This window comes from Leclercia pneumoniae (genome assembly GCF_017348915.1).
Classification (GTDB): Bacteria; Pseudomonadota; Gammaproteobacteria; order Enterobacterales; family Enterobacteriaceae; genus Enterobacter; species Enterobacter pneumoniae.
The window spans coordinates 3,543,490-3,561,404 of record NZ_CP071383.1 but is presented as its reverse complement, the minus strand read 5'-3'; the positions used below and the strand labels follow the sequence as shown (position 1 = coordinate 3,561,404).

Genomic DNA, 17,915 nt, shown 5'->3' with positions numbered 1-17,915 from the left:
TTTTTTCGTGATCCTTTGCACACTTAGTTAATTAATTGGCTTTTGTTTAACAAATTCGTCACATTGCCGCTTGACGAAAGATTCATCGCTTTTATATTGACCGTATTAAATAAGAAACAGAGTTTCATATATGAAACAAAAGCCTGGAGGATCGCGATGAGCTGGATAGGCGTATGTGACGCAGAACAAGTACAGGAAGATTTCCCTTTTAGCGGCAACGTCGAGGGTAAAGAGATCGGCGTTTATTTAATTGACGGTGAATATTACGCGCTGGAAGACGTATGTCCGCACGCCTACGCGCTGCTGAGCCAGGGCTTTGTGGAAGACGGCAAAGTGGAATGCCCGCTGCATGAGGCGGTTTTTGATGTCAAAACCGGCCAGTGCCTGCATGGCCCTGGCGGTCGCAACCTCAACCGCTACCCGGTTCGGGTCTTTGAAAACCAAATCCAGATTACCTTTGTCGAGGAGACCGTGGCATGAGCGAGACCCTGAACTTTAACCCGGCGCTGCCGGAAAGCCGCCAGTTTACCCCTCCGGCAGAGGGCGGTAACGGCGCGATCCACAAGCCGGGCGAATACCCGAACATTATCTGGCAGACCCGCAGCCGCGAGCCGGAAAACTGGGAGCTGCACCTTATCGCCACCCTGGAAGAATTGTTTGAGTAGGGGGCGGAAACCCTGCCGGAGCTGGTGAACGGTCTGAACTCCGCACGCCTGCACGACCAGCAGGGCGAGCCCTGGAGCGAGAACAGCTTCCAGGCATTCTTACAGGTTAACGGCTACTGAGGACAACGCGATGACGACTCCCGTACAACACTATCTTGATAAAGGTCTGCGCGGCCTCTGGTATCCGGTTCTGGCGAGCTGGGAAGTGCAGTCTGCGCCGGTGGGTATTACCCGTCTCGGCGAGCAGATTGTGGTCTGGCGTAACAAAGACGGCCAGGTGCAGGCGCTGGAAGATCGCTGTCCACACCGCGGCGCGCGGCTGTCTATGGGCTGGAATCTCGGCGACCGCATCGCCTGCTGGTATCACGGCGTGGAAGTGGCGGGTAACGGCGAGGTGAAAGATGTACCCGCGGTGGATAAATGCCCGCTGGTCGGCCAGCAGTGCGTCCGCAGCTACAACGTGCAGGAGGCGCATGGGGCCATCTTCCTGTGGTTCGGCGTTACCGCTGACCAGCAGCCGGATGAACTGAGCTTCCCGGATGAACTCGCCGACACCGACAATTTCAGCAACTTCCTCTGCACCGCCGGGTGGAAATGCAACTACCAGTACGCGCTGGAAAACGTGATGGACCCGATGCACGGCACCTATCTGCACTCGTCGTCGCACTCGATGGCGGAAGGGGACCGCAAGGCGGAGATGGTGCTGCAGCCGACCAAAACCGGCTTCATCTTTGAGAAAAAAGGGCAGAGCGGCATCAACTTCGACTGGGTAGAGCTGGGCAACAGCGGCACCTGCTGGATGCGCCTCTCCATTCCTTATAAGAAGCGTTTCGGGCCGGGCGGCCACTTCTTTATCGTCGGCATGGTGGTGCCGGAAGATAACGACAACTGCCGCGTCTTCTTCTGGCGTATCCGCCGGGTGCAGGGCTGGCAGCGCGACATGTGGCGCTTCATGTACCGCAACCGCCTGGAGAAACTGCACTGGGAAGTCCTCGAACAGGACCGCGTGGTACTCGAAAGCCTCGCCCCGAACGCCCGCGAGCATGAATACCTGTACCAGCACGACGTCGGCCTCTCCCGCCTGCGCCGCATGATGCAAAAGGCGGCAAAAGAGCAGCTGGCGATGCGGGAAGAACAGCAGGGAGCCGCCTGATGAACGGCCTGCTGAGCGGGAAGCGCATCGTCGTGACCGGCGCCGCGCGCGGGCTGGGCTATCACTTTGCTAAAGCCTGCGCAGAGCAGGGGGCGGCGGTGGTGATGTGCGACATCCTGAAGGGCGAGCTGGCCGAAAGCGCGCACGGGCTGCGTGAGCAGGGCTATGAAATTGAATCCCACATAATCGATCTGGCCGATCCGCACGCCATTGAGCAGGTATTCAGCGCCATCGGCGAGCAGGGCCAGATTGACGGGCTGGTGAATAACGCAGCCATGGCGACCGGCGTGGGGGGCAAAAACATGCTCGATTACGATCCGGATCTCTGGGATCGGGTGATGAGCGTTAACGTCAAGGGCACCTGGCTGGTGACGCGCGCCGCCGTGCCGCTGCTGCGCGAGGGGGCCGGGATTGTGAACGTCGCTTCCGACACCGCGCTGTGGGGTGCACCGCGCCTGATGGCCTATGTTGCCAGCAAGGGCGCGGTGATTGCCATGACCCGCTCGATGGCCCGTGAGCTGGGTGAAAAACGTATCCGCATCAATGCCATCGCGCCGGGATTAACCCGCGTCGAGGCGACCGAATATGTGCCCGCCGAACGCCATCAGCTGTACGAAAATGGCCGCGCGTTAACCGGCGCGCAGCAGCCGGAAGATGTGACGGGCAGCGTGGTCTGGCTGTTAAGCGATCTGTCGCGGTTCATTACCGGGCAGCTGATTCCGGTCAACGGCGGTTTTGTCTTTAACTGAGGCCTGGTGAATATGGAAAACGATCGTGAAGTGAAGTATCTCGTGCCAGGGCTGGAGCGCGGTCTCCAGCTGCTGTTGGCCTTCGGCGAGCAGCACCGCGATCTGACCTTTGCCGAGCTGCACCGGCTGGTGGATATGCCAAAAGCGACCGCCTATCGCGTGGTGCAGACGCTGGAATACATGGGATTTCTGGAGCGCAACGTGCGCACCAATACTTTCTCGCTCGGCATGAACGTGCTGCGTCTGGGCTTTGAGTACATCGCCTCGCTGGACGTGGCGCAGGTCGGCCAGCCGGTTATTGAACAGTTGCGCGACGTCAGCCAGTGCAGCAGCCATCTGGCGATCCGCGACGGGCGCGACATTATTTACGTCGCCCGCGTCAGCGCAGCCGGTTCGCGCATCAACCAGGTAAGTATTGGCACCCGCCTGCCGGTGCACTGCACCTCGCTTGGCCGCATGCTGCTGACCGATATTTCGCGCGCTGACTTTGAACACCTGTTCCCGCACGAGCGCCTGCCGGGCAACACGCCGGGGCAGCTTCATGACCGCGAAGCGCTGTGGCAGATGGTGCAGCAGGACAAAGCCCGCGGGTTTGTCATTGGCGAATCTTTCTTCCGCCACGGCATCTCCTCCATCGTCTATCCGGTGTATGACCGCAGCGGACGGGTGGCGGCGGTGGTCAGCATTCTGGTGCCGTCAGAGGAGATCCCCCGGACCGACCGCGAGCGCCTGCAAAACGAGGTCCGTCTGGCGGCGGATAAGATCTCTGGCTTCTTAGGATATTTGTCACAGGCCAGTTAAATCAGTGAATTAACGTCAGGCGCTTTGCTGCGTCGGGCATGTTTTACGCCCAATTTGGGCCAGATGAGGCAACGAACGATGAGTGTAACCGGAATTGAAAAGCTGGAATTTGGCGTTGATAACCTGACGCACTGCGCCAAATTTATGCGTGATTTTGGCCTGACGGGCGATGCCAGCGGCCAGCGTTTTACCACCCTGAGCGGCGCGCGCGTTGAGCTCAACCCAATTGACAGCCCCGACCTGCCGCCGGCGTTTGAAGCGGGCAACACCCTGCGCCGCATGACCTGGGCGGTGGCGACCCAGGACGAGCTGGATGCGTTGCGCCCGAAGCTGGCGCAGCAGCCCGGCTTTCGCCAGGTGGGGGACGCGCTGGAGTGTCTTGATCCGAACAGTATGACCCTGCGCGTACAGGTGAGCCAGCAGGTGCCGGTTGAGCTGAACGTCGAGCCGATTAACCAGTGGGGCGACGCCCGCCGCATCGACACGCCAAGCCCGGTGTACGACCGCGCTCAGCCGATCAACGTTGGTCACGTGGTCTTCTTCGTCGAGGAGCTGGCGGCAGTAGAAAAGTTCTACCGCGAGGTGCTTGGCTTCCAGGTTTCTGACCGCTACATCAACCGCGCCGTGTTCCTGCGCTGTGGCCCGCGTGGCGGCCATCACAATCTTTTCCTGCTCCAGTTGCCGAATCGCAAGCGCGGCCTGAACCACGTCGCCTTTACCGTGCGCGACATTCACGAGGTGATCGGCGGCGGCATTGCGATGAATAAAAACGACTGGAGCACCTTTATCGGGCCGGGCCGCCATCCGGTGTCGTCCGCCTACTTCTGGTACGTCAACAGCCCGACCGGCGGCGCGTTTGAGTACTACACCAACGACGACTACCTGACCGAAAACTGGCAGCCGCGTGAGCTGGAACACTCCCTGATCTCCTTTACCGAATGGGCAGTAGAGGGCGGGATTGACCATGACACGCGCCGCCAGCAGAAAAAGCCGGAGGCGGTATGACCTCGCGCATTGTCATTATCGGCGGCGGCCAGGCGGGTGCCTGGGCGGCGAAAACCCTGCGCGACGACGGCTTTGACGGCGAGATTTGCGTGGTGGCGGAAGAGGAGTGGGATTTTTATGAGCGCCCGCCGCTTTCGAAAGCCGCGTTGCTGGACGCCGATGCCGCGCTGCCGCGCCTGTTTGCTGAAGAGGCCCAGCAGGCGCTGAATCTGACCTGGTACCGCCCTTTACGCGCCACGCAGATCGATCGCGCCGCGAAAAAGGTACATTTAAGCAATGGTGAGCTCCTTAGTTACAACATCCTTTTAATTGCGACCGGTGGGCGGGCGCGTCTGCCGGGCGAGACGTGGGCAAAACATCCGCAGGTCTACACCCTGCGCCACTGGCAGGACGCGCAGCGCCTGAAAGCGCGTCTGGCGCAAAGCAACACCCTGGCGATTGTCGGCGGCGGCTGGATCGGCCTGGAGATTGCCGCCTCGGCGCGCAAAAGTGGCGTGGCGGTTACGCTGTTCGAGCAGCAGCCTGCCCTGTGCATGCGCTCGGTGAGCGGCGAGGTCTCCCGACAGCTGGAGAAGATCCATCGCGAGCAGGGCGTGGATATCCGCACCGGCTGCGGCGCGCTGGAACTTGACGATCACAACGGTCTGCCGGTGCTCCACTGCGACGGCAAACGCGAAATCTTCGATGCGGTGGTGGTGGGGATCGGCGTCGATCTGAACCTTGAGCTGGCCCGCGACGCCGGGCTGAAGACCGACCGTGGGATCGTGGTGGACGCGCAGGGGCGCACGTCGGATCCGGCCATCTTTGCCGCGGGCGATGTCGCGCAGCATCACCACTACGGGCTGTGCATCCAGTCGTGGGCCTTCGCCCAGAATCAGGCGGTGGCGACGGCGAAAGCAATGCTTAACCCAGACGCGCCGGGCTACGACGACGCACCGTGGCTGTGGTCGGATCAATATCAGCACAACATTCAGATCCTCGGCATTCCGCAGCCTGGCGGCAAAACCGTCGTTCGTGATAACGCGCTGTTCTTCTCGCTGGATGACGGCGGACGGTTGACGCAGCTGGTAGCCTTTAACGACGCGCGTACCGTCAAGCTGGCGAAGCGCTGGATGGCGGCGGGACGAGACTTATCGGACGTGCCGCTGAGCGACCCGGCCTTTTCACTGATGTCACTGCGATAGCTAACCCGCACCCGTAGGGGGAGACATGACCACATTCGAGACCAACGCCGCGCCCGCAGAGGCGAGCGGCGAGGGAACCCGCACGCCTGAAAAAGCCGTACGCTGGGCTATCCCGCTGTCGCTGCTGGCCTGCGTGCTGCTGGCGTTTTTCGACAAAATCAGTATCGCGGCACTGTTTTCCGATAGCCATTTCCAGCAGGCGATGGGGATCGATTTTGACACCACGCGCCTCGGCATCCTGATGAGCGTATTTCTGCTGAGCTACGGCTTTTCATCGGTTCTACTTAGCGGGCTGGGGGACAAAATCCCGCCGCTGCGCCTGCTCACCGGGATGATGGCGGTGTGGTGCGTGCTGATGGTGGCGATGGGCTTCACCCATAACTACACGGTGATGATTGTTCTGCGCATTCTGCTGGGCATCGCCGAAGGGCCGCTGTTCCCGCTGGCGTTCGCCATCGTGCGCCATAACTTCCCGCAACATCTGCAGGCGCGCGCCACCATGCTGTGGCTGCTCGGTACGCCGGTGGGCGCGGCAATTGGTTTCCCGCTCTCCCTCTGGCTGCTCAACACTTTCGGCTGGCAAAGCACCTTCTTTGTCATGGCGATGCTCACCGTGCCGGTGCTGATCTTTGTGCGCATAGGCCTGCGCGGTATTCGTCTCGACGTGAAGCCGACAACCACGCAGGCATCACGGGACGAGCGGCGTGCGGCGCGGCGCGAGCTGTTTGTCAGCCCGCACTTCTGGATAATCTGCGTCTTTAACGTCGCCTTTCTCACCTATCTGTGGGGGATCAACGGCTGGCTGCCGGGCTACCTGATCAAGGGCAAGGGCATTCATCTGGAGCACGCGGGCTGGCTGTCGTCGATGCCGTTTATCGCCATGCTGGCGGGCGAAGTGATTGGCGCCTGGCTTTCGGACCGCGTCGATAAGCGCGCGGCGGCCTGTTTTATCTCCATGGCGGGCGCAGCCGTCGGGCTGACGGCGGTGATGCACCTTGATACGCCCCTGACGATTATCGCGGCGATGAGCTTTAGCACCTTTATGTGGGGCACGGGTGCGCCGAACATTTTCGCCCTGCTGGCGAAGGCTACCCATCCCCGGGTGAGCGCGACGGCGGGCGGCATTTTCAACGGGCTGGGAAACTTTGCGGGGGCGCTGTCGCCCGCGGTGATGGGGGCGCTTATCGCCTTCACCCACAGCATGGATTCCGGACTGATTTTTCTGGCGGTGATGGCGGCGGTGGGCTGCGTCCTGTTACTGCCGCTGCTGAGACGTTACTGAGGAGAGTGTCATGACTGATTCAACCGTAACTGCAAAACCGGGCATTAAGCCTGACCATCTGACCATGGAAGAGTGGGTCGAGTCGCGCATTGCGCGCTTTGAAGGCCGCAAATACGACTGGAACGCCCTGAAGTTCCAGGCCGACTATGACCCGAAATACCGCCGCGCGCAGATGCGCTATATCGGCACCGGCGCAACCGGCGTGGCGAACGACACCAATACCGTTCAGGCCGACCACTTCACCTTTTCCACCATGGTATTGCCGTCGAAGTGCGAAGGGCCGCTGCACCTGCACGACGACGTGGAAGAGGTCTTCTTCATGCTCAAAGGGCAGATCACCCTGATGATTCAGGACGGCGACAACTACACCGAAACCGTGCTGCGCGAGCGCGACCTGATCTCCGTTCCGCCAGGCATCTACCGCGGGCTGTTTAACCACGGCGAAGAAGAGGCGCTGATGTGCGTAATGCTGGGAACCAACAAGCCGGAAGTCCCAACCTATCCGGCCGATCATCCGCTCTCTAAAGTGAAGCGCGGGTAAGGAGGCGGTATGACGGGCTTTCGCGAACAGGGAAGCGGCACGCCGCTGATGCTGCTGCACGGTATCAGCTCCGGCGCGGCCTCCTGGCATAAGCAGATGGCGCTGAGCGGTTTTCGCGTGCTGGCGTGGGACATGCCCGGGTATGGCGAAAGCCCGATGCTCTCGACCGAACGCGCGAACGCGGGCGATTACGCCGACGCGCTGGCGGCGATGCTCGATCGCGCGGGCGTCTGGCAGGCGGTGCTGGTCGGGCACTCGCTGGGGGCGCTGGTTGCCAGCGCCTTTGCCGCGAAGTTTCCGCAACGCGTGCAGCATCTGGTGCTGGCGGACGCGGCGCAGGGCTACGGCCAGGCCGCGCCGGAGCAGCGTGAGCAGGTGTGGCGCAACCGCGAGCAGCAGATCGCGCTGGGCGGCGACATACTCGCCCAGACCCGTGCGGCGAAGCTGCTGCGCCCCGGCGCGCGCGCGGAGGATATCGCGACCGTTGCGACGGGCATGCGCGCCCTGCGCCCGGAAGGCTATCTCGCCGCCGCGTGGATGCTGGCCCACGACGATATCCACGGCTGGCTGACGCGCTATTCGGGCACCTTTGAAGCCTGGTGCGGCGAGCAGGATGCCATCACCCAACCCGAGCAGGTGCAGGGGCTGGCGCTGCGCTACGGCATGCCGTTTACCTCTATTCCCCAGGCCGGGCACGCCAGCTACCTCGATAACGCGGCGTTTTTTAACCAACAGCTTTTACGTATTCACCAGGAGATAGGCGATGAATGCACACATTGATGGTCGCGTAGCGGTAGTCACCGGCGGATCGTCCGGCATTGGCTTTGAAACGCTGCGCCTGCTGCTGGGCGAGGGGGCAAAAGTGGCCTTCTGCGGCCGCGATCCGGACCGGCTCGCCAGTGCGCACGCGGCGCTGCAAAACGACTACCCCGACGGAGAGATCTTCGCTTACCGCTGCGACGTGCTCAACGCCGATGAGGTGCAGGCTTTCGCGCAGGCGGTTCAGGCGCGCTTTGGCGCGGCGGATATGTTGATCAACAACGCCGGGCAGGGCTACGTGGCGCACTTCAACGACACCCCGCGCGAGGCGTGGCTGCACGAAGCCGAACTGAAACTGTTCGGAGTAATCAACCCGGTGCAGGCGTTTCAGCCTCTGCTGGAGCAGTCCGATATCGCCTCGATTACCTGCGTCAACTCCCTGCTGGCGTTGCAGCCGGAGGAGCACATGATCGCCACCTCCGCCGCCCGCGCCGCGCTGCTGAACATGACGCTGACACTCTCTAAAGAGCTGGTGGGCAAAGGTATTCGCGTCAACTCCATTTTGCTCGGCATGGTGGAGTCTGGCCAGTGGCAGCGCCGCTTTGAAAACCGGACGGATAAAAGCCAGAGCTGGCCGGAATGGACGGCGGATATTGCGCGCAAGCGGGGCATACCGATGGCGCGCCTCGGCAAGCCGCAGGAGCCCGCACAGGCGCTGCTGTTCCTCGCCTCGCAGCTGGCCTCGTTTACCACCGGTGCCGCACTGGACGTTTCCGGCGGCTTCTGCCGTCACCTGTAAGGACGCATCATGAAAAAAATCATGTTAATTGGCTTTGGCGCGATGGCGCAGGCGGTAATTGAGCGCCTGCCTGATGGCGTCAGCATCGGCTGGATCGTTGCGCGCGAGGCTCACCACGAGGCCATTCGCGCGCAGTTCGGCGGTGCGGTGGCGGCGCTGGCCTCGCCGGTGGACTGCGCTGAAGCGCCCGATCTGGTGCTGGAGTGCGCCAGCCAGCAGGCAGTGGCGCAGTACGGCGAAGAGATACTGCATCGCGGCTGGCATCTGGCCGTGATATCCACCGGCGCGCTGGCGGACAGCGCGCTGGAACAGCGTCTGCTCAACGCGGGCGGAAAACTCACGCTCCTCTCCGGCGCGGTGGCGGGCATCGACGGGCTTTCCGCCGCCAGAGAGGGCGGCCTGGAGCGTGTGACCTATCGGTCGCGCAAAAGCCCGGCCAGCTGGCGCGGCAGCTACGCCGAGCAGCTTATCGATCTTAACGCGGTGTCGCAGGCGCAGGTGTTCTTTGAGGGCAGCGCCCGCGAGGCGGCGCGGCTGTTCCCGGCTAACGCCAACGTGGCGGCGACCGTGGCGCTCGGCGGCGTCGGGATGGATGACACTCGCGTGCAACTGATGGTCGACCCGGCGACGACGCGCAACACCCATACGCTGCACGTCGAAGGGCTGTTTGGCGAGTTTCATCTGGAACTGAGCGGCCTGCCGCTTGCCAGCAACCCCAAAACCTCCACCCTGGCGGCACTGAGCGCGGTGCGCGCCTGCCGTGAGCTGGCCCTGAGCTAAGGAGTCACAATGGACGATCTGAAGATTTTTATCGGTGGTCACTGGCGCCACGGCGGCGGCAACCTGATGCAGAGCCAGTTCCCGGCGGACGGCTCAATCAACGCGACGCTCAACGCCGCAAGCCTGGACGATCTGGAAGATGCCATCGAGGCAGGCGAACGCGCGTGGCGCGATCCGGACTGGCGCAACCGCCTGCCGCATATGCGGGCGAAGATCCTGCACAAGGTGGCCGATCTGATTGAATCCCGCGTCGATGAACTGGCGCAGATGCAGAGCCGCGATAACGGCAAGCCGCTGGCGGAAGCGCGTGGCCTGGTGATGAGTGCGGCGGGCACGGCGCGCTATTTCGCCGCCGCCTGCGAACTGCTGGAAGGCGAACTTCCCACCCCACGCCAGCCCGATCTCCTGACGCTGAGCCGCTACGAGCCACTCGGCGTGGTGGCGGCCATCACGCCGTGGAATTCACCGATTGCCAGCGAAATGCAGAAGGTTGCCCCGGCCATTGCCGCCGGAAATGCCGTGATCCTCAAACCTGCCGAGGCCACGCCGCTGATGGCGCTGGAGCTGGCGCGTATTTTTGAACAGGCCGGGCTGCCCGCCGGGCTGCTGAGCGTGCTGCCGGGCAAAGGTTCGGTGATTGGCGACGCGCTGGCGCGCCATCCTCGCGTGCGGAAAATTTCCTTTACCGGCGGCACGACCACAGGGCGGCATTTGGCGCACGTGGCGGCGGAAAAACTGATCCCGGCGTCGCTGGAGCTGGGCGGAAAATCCCCGACCATTGTGCTGGACGATGCGGACGTCGAGCAGGCTGCGCGCGGGATCTGCTACGGCATTTTCAGCTCGGCGGGGCAGGCGTGCATTGCCGGTTCACGGCTGTTTATCCACGAGAGCATTTACGCTCCGCTGATGGCACGGCTGCTGAAACTCACGCGCGGCCTGCGCGTCGGCCATCCGTTTGCCGACGGTACGCATATCGGCCCGCTGATTAACGACAAACATCGCCAGAGCGTGCAGGCCTACGTAGAGCTGGCGCAACGCGAAGGGGGCCGCGTCCTGTGCGGCGGGGAGATCCCGGCCGATCCGGCGCTTGCCAGCGGCAGCTTCTTCCAGCCAACGATTATCGAGGGGCTGACCAACTCCGCCCGCGCCTGTCAGGAGGAGATCTTCGGCCCGGTGCTGGTGGCGATGCCGTTCAGTGACGAGGCGGCGCTGATCCGCGAGGCCAACGACTCGGTGTACGGCCTGGCGGCGGGCATCTGGACGCGCGATACCGGACGTGCCCTGCGCCTGAGCGAGCAACTGGAAGCAGGCACCGTGTGGATCAACACCTACAAAGTGTTTGCGATTTCGACCCCGTTTGGGGGCTTTAAAGAGAGCGGTCTGGGCCGCGAAAAGGGCATTCAGGGGCTGAAAGCCTGGATGCAGCAAAAGAGCATTTATCTGGCGACGGGTAATAGCGTCAACCACTGGTGCGACTGAGAAAGGGTGAGCAATGAGCGAAATGATAACCGTCGGCGACGCCATCGCCAGAACGCTGGAGCAGTATCAGGTTGAGGCCATCTACGGCGTCATCTCTATTCACAACCTGCCGATCGCGGATGCGGTGGGTCAGCGGGGCAACATCCGCTTTGTGCCCGCGCGCGGCGAGGCGGGTTCCGTCACCATGGCCGACGCCCACGGACGCTTTTCCGGCCTTGGCGTGGCGCTGACCAGCACCGGCGCAGGGGCGGGCAACGCGGTGGGGGCGCTGGTGGAAGCCATGAACGCCTGTACGCCGCTGCTGCACCTGACCGGCCAGGTTGAAAAAGCCTGGCTGGATGCCGACACCGGGTTTATACACGAAACCCGCGATCAGCTGACCTTCCTCAAGGCCAGCTCGAAACGGGCCTGGCGCATCAGCAATGCTCACCAGGCGGTCGCTATTCTCCATAAGGCCATTCAGGAGGCACAGACGCCGCCGTGCGGGCCGGTTTCGGTGGAAATTCCGATTGATATTCAGGGGGCGAAGATCCCGGCCTCGCTGGTGACGGCACCGGTAAAATCCACCGCGCCGGACACCGTTGATAAGGCTGTGGTCGAGGCGCTCTGGGCACAGCTTAAGCAGGCGAAACAGCCTCTGCTGTGGCTGGGCGGGGGGGCGCTGGGAAGTGCTGAGGCCGTGCAAAAGCTGGCGGATGCGGGCGTTACGGTGATCTCCAGCACCCACGCACGCGGCGTGCTGCCGGACAGCCATCGCGCCAGCCTGCGGGCGTTCCACAATTCACCGTCGGTCGAGGCGCTGATTGCCCGGTGCGACTTTACGCTGGTGGCAGGCTCACGCCTGCGCAGTAACGAAACCCGCTCGTGGACGCTCGAGCTGCCGCATCCCCGCGTGCAGATTGATATCGATCCGGCGGCGGCGAGCCGTAACTATCTGATGGATAACACCCTGGTCGCCGACTGCTCCGCACTACTGGCGGTGCTGGCGAACAAAGCGCAGGGGCGCGAATGGGGCAATGCCCAGTGGGATGGGCAGGTTCAGCAGGCGGTAGCAACAGCAGAGCAGGGGCTGCGCGAGCAGTGCGGCGCCTATGCGAAGCTGAACGACGCTATCGACAACGCCCTGCCGAACGACGGCCTGCTGGTGCGGGATATCACCGTTTCCGGCAGCCTGTGGGGCAGCCGTCTGTTCCGCGCTAACGGCCCGCTGATGAACATTCACTCTCTGGCGGGGGCGATTGGCATGGGGCTGCCGATGGCGATCGGCACCGCGATTGCCAACCCGCAGCGCAAGGTGGTGGGGCTGGTAGGTGACGGCGGCCTGAGCCTTAACCTCGGGGAACTGGCAACGCTTGCCCAGGAGAAAGCGAACGTGACGCTGCTGATCATGAACGACGGCGGCTATGGCGTAATGCGCGGTATCCAGGATAAGTATTTCGGTGGGCGTCAGTATTACAACGAACTGCACACGCCGGACTTTACCCTACTGGCGCAGGCGATTGGCCTGCAGGCGTGGAGCGTGGAGCGGGCCGAGGATTTTGACGCGGTGATGACGGAGGCGCTGTCAATGCCGGGGCCATCGGTGGTAGAGGTGCGCATGGGGCAGATTGGCGCGCTGAAGTTTGCCGGGCCGCCGCAGAAGTCGCTGTATTGATTAGAGGATATAGCAACGTTAGCTGAGGTGCGGGTTAATTCCCCTCACCCCGGCCCTCTCCCAAAGGGAGAGGGTGATCGCGTTCCCTCTCCCTTTGGGAGAGGGTTAGAGTGAGGGGGGACAAACTTAAAACACGTTAAACGGATATTCCACGTAAGCGCGAAGCTCGTTGCCGCCGACGTTATAGTCGCTGGCGTTGCTGGAGACCCGCAGGACGGAATAGCGCAGTTTCAGCTTCAGATCTTTTGCGGGGCCATCCTGGACCTGGTATTGCACCTGGTTGAACCACTCGTGCTCTTTACCGTTGCTGGTTTCAGACGTTTTGATGTTATCGCCACGCACGTAGGCCGTGGTCCAGCTCAGACCCGGTAAGCCGAGGCCAGCGAAGTCCAGACCGTAAGAGGCCTGCCACGAGCGTTCGTCTTCACCATTAAAATCAGACCAGTAGGAGTTCGCCAGCCAGATGGTGTTGCCGCCATCGCCCACGCCGTCGCGATCGCGATAGCTACCATAGTGATAACCGGTGCTGCCGCTGCTCTGCTGGTACGCCACCTTAAAGGTATGAACGTCCCAGATATAGCTGGCCGCCAGGCTCCAGATGCTATTGCTGCGACCCGTGTTGAGGTCGTTGGCATAGCCCTGATCCAGACGAGAGTTATAGCCGTTAAAGTCGAGTACCAGCTGTTGGCCAGTACTGAACGGTTGTTTGAAGTTCAGACCCAGGTACTGCTTGTTCATCACCTCTTCATTGTGAGAGGCGTACAGCGCGCCGCTGAACTGATCGTTAAACTGATAGCTTGCGCCGCCGAAGGTAAGGCTCTTCAGACCGCTATCGTGGCGATCGTCACTCTTACGCTGCTCGTCGGTAAAGTAACCTGCGTTAACTTCCAGACCGTCGATCTCTTTAGAGGTTAACAGCGCGCCGGTATAGCTTTCGAACAGCAGGCGTGAGCTGTCGGAGGTGACAATCGGTAACGCAGGACGCTGGTTGCCGTAGCTCAGCACGGTATTGGAGATGCGCATTTTGGCAGTCGCGCCAAATTTTGCCAGTTCGGACTTCGCGCGGCCATCATCTTCCTGCCTGAAGAAGTCGATACCCCCCGCGCCGCTCTTGCCGCGGCCACCGTCGAGACGCACGCCGTACTGCGCAATGCCGTCGACACCAAAGCCTACCAGCCCTTCGGTATAACCGGATTCAAAGGTCGCAACGATCCCCTGACCCCATTCGGCCTTGTCTTGCTGGCCCTGATGGTAGTCGCGGCTGATGTATGCGTTACGGAAAAACAGGTCCAGATGGCTGTCGTCAATAAAACCCTGGCTGTCAGATTGCTGGCTTGCAACGGCGGGAAGGGCCGAAAATAAACCTAATGCGATTAACGATAATTCTTTTTTCACGGAAGGAACTTCTCTTTCTAAATAATATCAAATTGCGTTGCTGCGTATTTGATAGTTACCTGAAAGATAAATGATTGCAATGGTTATGTGACGCGCTGTAACGCGCCGGGCCACTGTCCGCGTGGTTCTCCGGTGCAGGGGGTAGACTATTTTATATTTCGACAGAAGGGATACAGGCAGCGATAAAAATGGCAGAGTCATTTGCTCTTAATATATTTCACTGAGACAAGCTGAAATATCGAATAACCCGCTTTGATTGCTATCTGGGGATATTAACAATCTGTGCGATAATATTGGCAATTGGTGCGAAATAAAAAGGAGGCGATATCGCCTCCTTTTTGTTTTATTTGATGCCGTCAGCCGCCATTCTGTCGCGTACATGCTGTGCACGTTCTGCGGAGGCCGGGTGATCGTCAAACATAGAACTTGCACGACCCTCTTCCAGTTTGGCCAGTTTTTCGAAGCTGGTGGCTAAACCGGATGGGTTGATGCCGCGTTTGCGCAACAGATCGTAGGAGTAGTCATCGGCCTCTGACTCCTGACGCTGTGAGAACTGAGAGTTCACCAGTTTTTCGCCCAGATCGCCTAGCTGTGACTGAGACAGGCTACCGACGATGCCGCCTGCAGAAGCGGCGGCCACGCGCACGGCGTTGGTGCCCAGCGCAACCTGCATGCCTCTCTTCACGTGACCGAGCGCCACGTGACCCATTTCATGGCCGATCACCGCTTCGACTTCGTTATCGGTCATCATATCCATCAGGCCGCTGTAGACGCGGATACAGCCATTCGCCATCGCGAAGGCGTTCACGTCTTTCGCCATGTATACCTTGTAGTTTACCGGCTGGCCGTTGATGTTATCGCCCAGTGCGGAAGCAATCTTGGTCAGACGCTGCGAGTAGGTGCTATTAGCTGGCGCGACGGTGGCTTTGCCATCCATCTCTTTACAGGCTTCATCACTGAGGGCTTTAACCTGAGCATCGCTCAGGCTGTAGGCCTGAAAGGCTTCGGCACCGGAGCTCATCAGACCGTTGGAGTTCATGTTCTGACAGCCACTCAAAAGCAGAGTGGTACCCAGAGCCAGCACTATTGCACGCATTTTCATTATGTTGCTTCCGTACTCGTTAAATTCGATAAATTCTGAAAGTACTCCAGGGCAGCGAAGCCGGAGTTTCACTCAGTATAAAGAATATAAATCACGCCGGGCGAGAAGATTGCGCAACATGCGAGCGTGTTCCAGAGATTTCTTAACAGGCAAAAGAATGGTCCATGTACATGCTTTGTCGCTTGGGTTACATTGTTGGCACTTTTTTCCGGCGTAGCCCAAAACGCGCTGTCGTCAAGGGTATGGCCTTTAACAGTCCGATCTGGAGTCAAAATGTCTTCACGTAAAGAGCTTGCAAATGCTATCCGTGCGCTGAGCATGGACGCAGTACAAAAAGCCAAATCTGGCCACCCGGGTGCCCCAATGGGCATGGCTGATATTGCCGAAGTCCTGTGGCGTGATTTCCTGAACCATAACCCGCAGAACCCAGCATGGGCTGACCGCGACCGCTTCGTGCTGTCCAACGGCCACGGCTCAATGCTGATCTATAGCCTGCTGCATCTCACTGGCTATGATCTGCCAATCGAAGAGCTGAAAAACTTCCGTCAGCTGCATTCTAAAACTCCAGGTCACCCGGAAGTGGGTTACACCGCGGGCGTAGAAACCACCACCGGCCCGCTGGGTCAGGGTATTGCTAACGCAGTCGGTATGGCGATTGCCGAAAAAACGCTGGCAGCGCAGTTTAACCGTCCGGGCCATGACATCGTTGATCACTTCACCTACGCATTCCTGGGTGACGGCTGCATGATGGAAGGCATTTCTCACGAAGTGTGCTCCCTGGCCGGTACCCTGAAGCTGGGCAAACTGGTTGCGTTCTACGATGACAACGGCATCTCTATCGATGGTCACGTTGAAGGCTGGTTCACCGACGATACCGCAGCCCGTTTCGAAGCCTACGGCTGGCACGTGGTGCGTGGCGTTGATGGCCACGATGCTGACTCGATTAAACGCGCAGTTGAAGAAGCGCGTGCGGTGACGGATAAACCATCCCTGCTGATGTGCAAAACCATCATTGGTTTCGGTTCCCCGAATAAAGCTGGCACCCATGACTCCCACGGTGCGCCGCTGGGCGACGCAGAAATTGCGCTGACCCGTGAAGCGCTGGGCTGGAAACACCCTGCCTTCGAAATCCCGTCTGAGATCTATGCACAGTGGGATGCGAAAGAAATGGGTCAGGCGAAAGAGTCCGCATGGAACGAGAAATTCGCTGCCTATGCGAAAGCTTTCCCACAGGAAGCCGCTGAATTCACCCGTCGTATGAAAGGCGAAATGCCATCTGATTTCGATGCGAAAGCCAACGAATTCATCGCTAAACTGCAGGCTAATCCGTCTAAAATCGCGAGCCGTAAAGCGTCTCAGAATGCGATTGAAGCGTTCGGTCCTTGGCTTCCAGAATTCCTGGGCGGCTCCGCTGACCTGGCACCGTCTAACCTGACTATCTGGTCCGGCTCTAAGCCAATCAACGAAGACACTGCCGGTAACTACATTCATTACGGCGTGCGCGAATTCGGCATGACCGCGATTGCTAACGGTATCTCCCTGCACGGTGGTTTCCTGCCGTACACCTCAACCTTCCTGATGTTCGTTGAGTACGCGCGTAACGCCGTGCGTATGGCTGCGCTGATGAAACAGCGTCAGGTGATGGTCTACACCCACGACTCTATCGGTCTGGGCGAAGATGGCCCAACTCACCAGCCGGTTGAGCAGGTAGCTTCCCTGCGCGTGACCCCGAACATGTCTACCTGGCGTCCATGTGACCAGGTTGAATCCGCGGTAGCGTGGAAATACGGCGTTGAGCGTCAGGACGGCCCGACCGCGCTGATCCTCTCCCGTCAGAACCTGGCACAGCAGGAGCGTACTCCTGAGCAGTTGGCTAACATCGCGCGTGGTGGTTACGTACTGAAAGATTGCGCAGGCCAGCCTGAGTTGATCTTCATCGCTACCGGTTCTGAAGTTGAGCTGGCCGTAGCGGCATGGGAAAAACTGACTGCCGAAGGCGTGAAGGCGCGCGTGGTGTCCATGCCGTCTACTGATGCGTTCGACAAGCAGGATGCGGCATACCGTGAATCCGTACTGCCTAAAGCGGTTTCCGCTCGCGTGGCGGTGGAAGCCGGTATCGCAGACTACTGGTTCAAATACGTGGGCCTGAACGGCGCTATCGTTGGTATGACCACCTTCGGTGAGTCTGCACCAGCGGAGCAGCTGTTCGAAGAGTTCGGCTTCACCGTTGAGAACGTAGTCGCGAAAGCGAAAGCGTTGCTGTAATTGATATTTTCCCCGGCGCGTTATACGCCCGGGGCTGAAATCGCAAAGCCAGGCAGACCAAAAGTCGCCTGGTTTTTTTATGGCTAAGATCACGAATTAAATGTGAAGCAATAGCTGAAACTTGATTTTTATCACAAATTTCAATAATGGGTATTTTGTATATCTGCAGTGAAGATCCCATTTAAACAGTTGCAAAATTAAATTAGCTTCACAAATTATTGTTTAATAACGCTTTGATTTTTTCCATTAGTATTGACCTTTCGTATTTGCTTAATTTGCCTTAAAGCATTTCCCCGCGTATT

General features: G+C 60.0%; 16 protein-coding genes and 1 pseudogene. 15 read left to right on the top strand and 2 right to left on the bottom strand.

Features of this window, described 5'->3' with window-relative positions; translation table 11 throughout:
* Positions 1–156: 156 nt before the first annotated feature.
* The 14 genes and pseudogenes from JZ655_RS17245 (at position 157) to JZ655_RS17180 (ending at position 12,851) form a co-directional block, all read left to right on the top strand.
* Positions 157–480: a Rieske (2Fe-2S) protein gene (locus JZ655_RS17245; RefSeq protein WP_013098654.1), complete on the top strand. Its 324-nt coding sequence runs from the start codon at positions 157–159 to the stop codon at positions 478–480.
* Positions 477–785 (top strand): annotated as a pseudogene (locus JZ655_RS17240) (recombinase-like helix-turn-helix domain-containing protein). Before JZ655_RS17245 ends, JZ655_RS17240 begins: the two are co-directional and overlap by 4 nt.
* 10 nt (positions 786–795) lie before the next feature.
* The gene (locus JZ655_RS17235; protein WP_046887141.1) at positions 796–1,818 is read left to right on the top strand and encodes an aromatic ring-hydroxylating oxygenase subunit alpha; all 1,023 of its coding nucleotides are present in this window, start codon (positions 796–798) and stop codon (positions 1,816–1,818) included.
* Entirely contained in the window at positions 1,818–2,567 is a 750-nt protein-coding gene (locus tag JZ655_RS17230) for an SDR family oxidoreductase (protein ID WP_207292381.1), read from the top strand. Before JZ655_RS17235 ends, JZ655_RS17230 begins: the two co-directional genes overlap by 1 nt.
* Positions 2,568–2,579: 12 nt before the next feature.
* A complete protein-coding gene (locus JZ655_RS17225; RefSeq protein ID WP_207292380.1) occupies positions 2,580–3,368 on the top strand; it encodes an IclR family transcriptional regulator in 789 nt (262 codons plus the stop codon).
* A 78-nt stretch (positions 3,369–3,446) separates the two neighbouring features.
* On the top strand, positions 3,447–4,373 hold the full coding sequence (locus tag JZ655_RS17220; RefSeq protein WP_207292379.1) for a VOC family protein: 927 nt from the start codon (positions 3,447–3,449) through the stop codon (positions 4,371–4,373).
* Positions 4,370–5,557 (top strand): NAD(P)/FAD-dependent oxidoreductase, encoded by a 1,188-nt coding sequence (locus JZ655_RS17215; protein WP_207292378.1) that lies wholly within the window; start codon positions 4,370–4,372, stop codon positions 5,555–5,557. Before JZ655_RS17220 ends, JZ655_RS17215 begins: the two co-directional genes overlap by 4 nt.
* Before the next feature lie 25 nt (positions 5,558–5,582).
* Entirely contained in the window at positions 5,583–6,839 is a 1,257-nt protein-coding gene (locus JZ655_RS17210; protein WP_207292377.1) for an MFS transporter, read from the top strand.
* Between the two features lie 10 nt (positions 6,840–6,849).
* The gene (locus tag JZ655_RS17205) at positions 6,850–7,380 is read left to right on the top strand and encodes a cupin domain-containing protein (protein WP_207292376.1); all 531 of its coding nucleotides are present in this window, start codon (positions 6,850–6,852) and stop codon (positions 7,378–7,380) included.
* A gap of 9 nt (positions 7,381–7,389) precedes the next feature.
* Positions 7,390–8,160, top strand: coding sequence for an alpha/beta fold hydrolase (locus JZ655_RS17200; RefSeq protein WP_207292375.1), 771 nt, complete (start codon positions 7,390–7,392; stop codon positions 8,158–8,160).
* Positions 8,144–8,938, top strand: coding sequence for an SDR family oxidoreductase (locus JZ655_RS17195; RefSeq protein ID WP_207292374.1), 795 nt, complete (start codon positions 8,144–8,146; stop codon positions 8,936–8,938). Before JZ655_RS17200 ends, JZ655_RS17195 begins: the two co-directional genes overlap by 17 nt.
* Before the next feature lie 9 nt (positions 8,939–8,947).
* Entirely contained in the window at positions 8,948–9,718 is a 771-nt protein-coding gene (locus tag JZ655_RS17190; protein WP_207292373.1) for an aspartate dehydrogenase, read from the top strand.
* A gap of 9 nt (positions 9,719–9,727) precedes the next feature.
* Positions 9,728–11,197, top strand: a complete 1,470-nt coding sequence (locus tag JZ655_RS17185; protein WP_207292372.1) for an aldehyde dehydrogenase — start codon at positions 9,728–9,730, stop codon at positions 11,195–11,197.
* A 13-nt stretch (positions 11,198–11,210) separates the two neighbouring features.
* Positions 11,211–12,851, top strand: coding sequence for a thiamine pyrophosphate-binding protein (locus tag JZ655_RS17180; RefSeq protein ID WP_207292371.1), 1,641 nt, complete (start codon positions 11,211–11,213; stop codon positions 12,849–12,851).
* Positions 12,852–12,977: 126 nt separating this feature from the next.
* Here the strand turns inward: JZ655_RS17180 and JZ655_RS17175 are convergent, their stop codons facing one another.
* Positions 12,978–14,246 carry an OprD family outer membrane porin gene (locus tag JZ655_RS17175; protein ID WP_040074109.1) on the bottom strand — a complete coding sequence of 423 codons (1,269 nt, stop codon included), beginning with the start codon at positions 14,244–14,246 and terminating at the stop codon, positions 12,978–12,980.
* A gap of 343 nt (positions 14,247–14,589) precedes the next feature.
* The gene (gene loiP, locus JZ655_RS17170; protein WP_040074110.1) at positions 14,590–15,348 is read right to left on the bottom strand and encodes a metalloprotease LoiP; all 759 of its coding nucleotides are present in this window, start codon (positions 15,346–15,348) and stop codon (positions 14,590–14,592) included.
* Positions 15,349–15,621: 273 nt separating this feature from the next.
* On the opposite strand from loiP, the gene tkt reads away from it, so the two are divergent.
* Positions 15,622–17,613, top strand: coding sequence for a transketolase (tkt, locus tag JZ655_RS17165; protein ID WP_040074111.1), 1,992 nt, complete (start codon positions 15,622–15,624; stop codon positions 17,611–17,613).
* Positions 17,614–17,915 lie beyond the last annotated feature (302 nt).

What these genes read in the sequence shown, in the direction of transcription:
- JZ655_RS17245 (WP_013098654.1), top strand. Translation starts at nt 157, where the DNA reads ATGAGCTGGATAGGCGTATGTGACGCAGAACAAGTACAGGAAGATTTC.
- JZ655_RS17235 (WP_046887141.1), top strand. Translation starts at nt 796, where the DNA reads ATGACGACTCCCGTACAACACTATCTTGATAAAGGTCTGCGCGGCCTC.
- JZ655_RS17230 (WP_207292381.1), top strand. Translation starts at nt 1,818, where the DNA reads ATGAACGGCCTGCTGAGCGGGAAGCGCATCGTCGTGACCGGCGCCGCG.
- JZ655_RS17225 (WP_207292380.1), top strand. Translation starts at nt 2,580, where the DNA reads ATGGAAAACGATCGTGAAGTGAAGTATCTCGTGCCAGGGCTGGAGCGC.
- JZ655_RS17220 (WP_207292379.1), top strand. Translation starts at nt 3,447, where the DNA reads ATGAGTGTAACCGGAATTGAAAAGCTGGAATTTGGCGTTGATAACCTG.
- JZ655_RS17215 (WP_207292378.1), top strand. Translation starts at nt 4,370, where the DNA reads ATGACCTCGCGCATTGTCATTATCGGCGGCGGCCAGGCGGGTGCCTGG.
- JZ655_RS17210 (WP_207292377.1), top strand. Translation starts at nt 5,583, where the DNA reads ATGACCACATTCGAGACCAACGCCGCGCCCGCAGAGGCGAGCGGCGAG.
- JZ655_RS17205 (WP_207292376.1), top strand. Translation starts at nt 6,850, where the DNA reads ATGACTGATTCAACCGTAACTGCAAAACCGGGCATTAAGCCTGACCAT.
- JZ655_RS17200 (WP_207292375.1), top strand. Translation starts at nt 7,390, where the DNA reads ATGACGGGCTTTCGCGAACAGGGAAGCGGCACGCCGCTGATGCTGCTG.
- JZ655_RS17195 (WP_207292374.1), top strand. Translation starts at nt 8,144, where the DNA reads ATGAATGCACACATTGATGGTCGCGTAGCGGTAGTCACCGGCGGATCG.
- JZ655_RS17190 (WP_207292373.1), top strand. Translation starts at nt 8,948, where the DNA reads ATGAAAAAAATCATGTTAATTGGCTTTGGCGCGATGGCGCAGGCGGTA.
- JZ655_RS17185 (WP_207292372.1), top strand. Translation starts at nt 9,728, where the DNA reads ATGGACGATCTGAAGATTTTTATCGGTGGTCACTGGCGCCACGGCGGC.
- JZ655_RS17180 (WP_207292371.1), top strand. Translation starts at nt 11,211, where the DNA reads ATGAGCGAAATGATAACCGTCGGCGACGCCATCGCCAGAACGCTGGAG.
- loiP (WP_040074110.1), bottom strand. Translation starts at nt 15,348, where the DNA reads ATGAAAATGCGTGCAATAGTGCTGGCTCTGGGTACCACTCTGCTTTTG.
- tkt (WP_040074111.1), top strand. Translation starts at nt 15,622, where the DNA reads ATGTCTTCACGTAAAGAGCTTGCAAATGCTATCCGTGCGCTGAGCATG.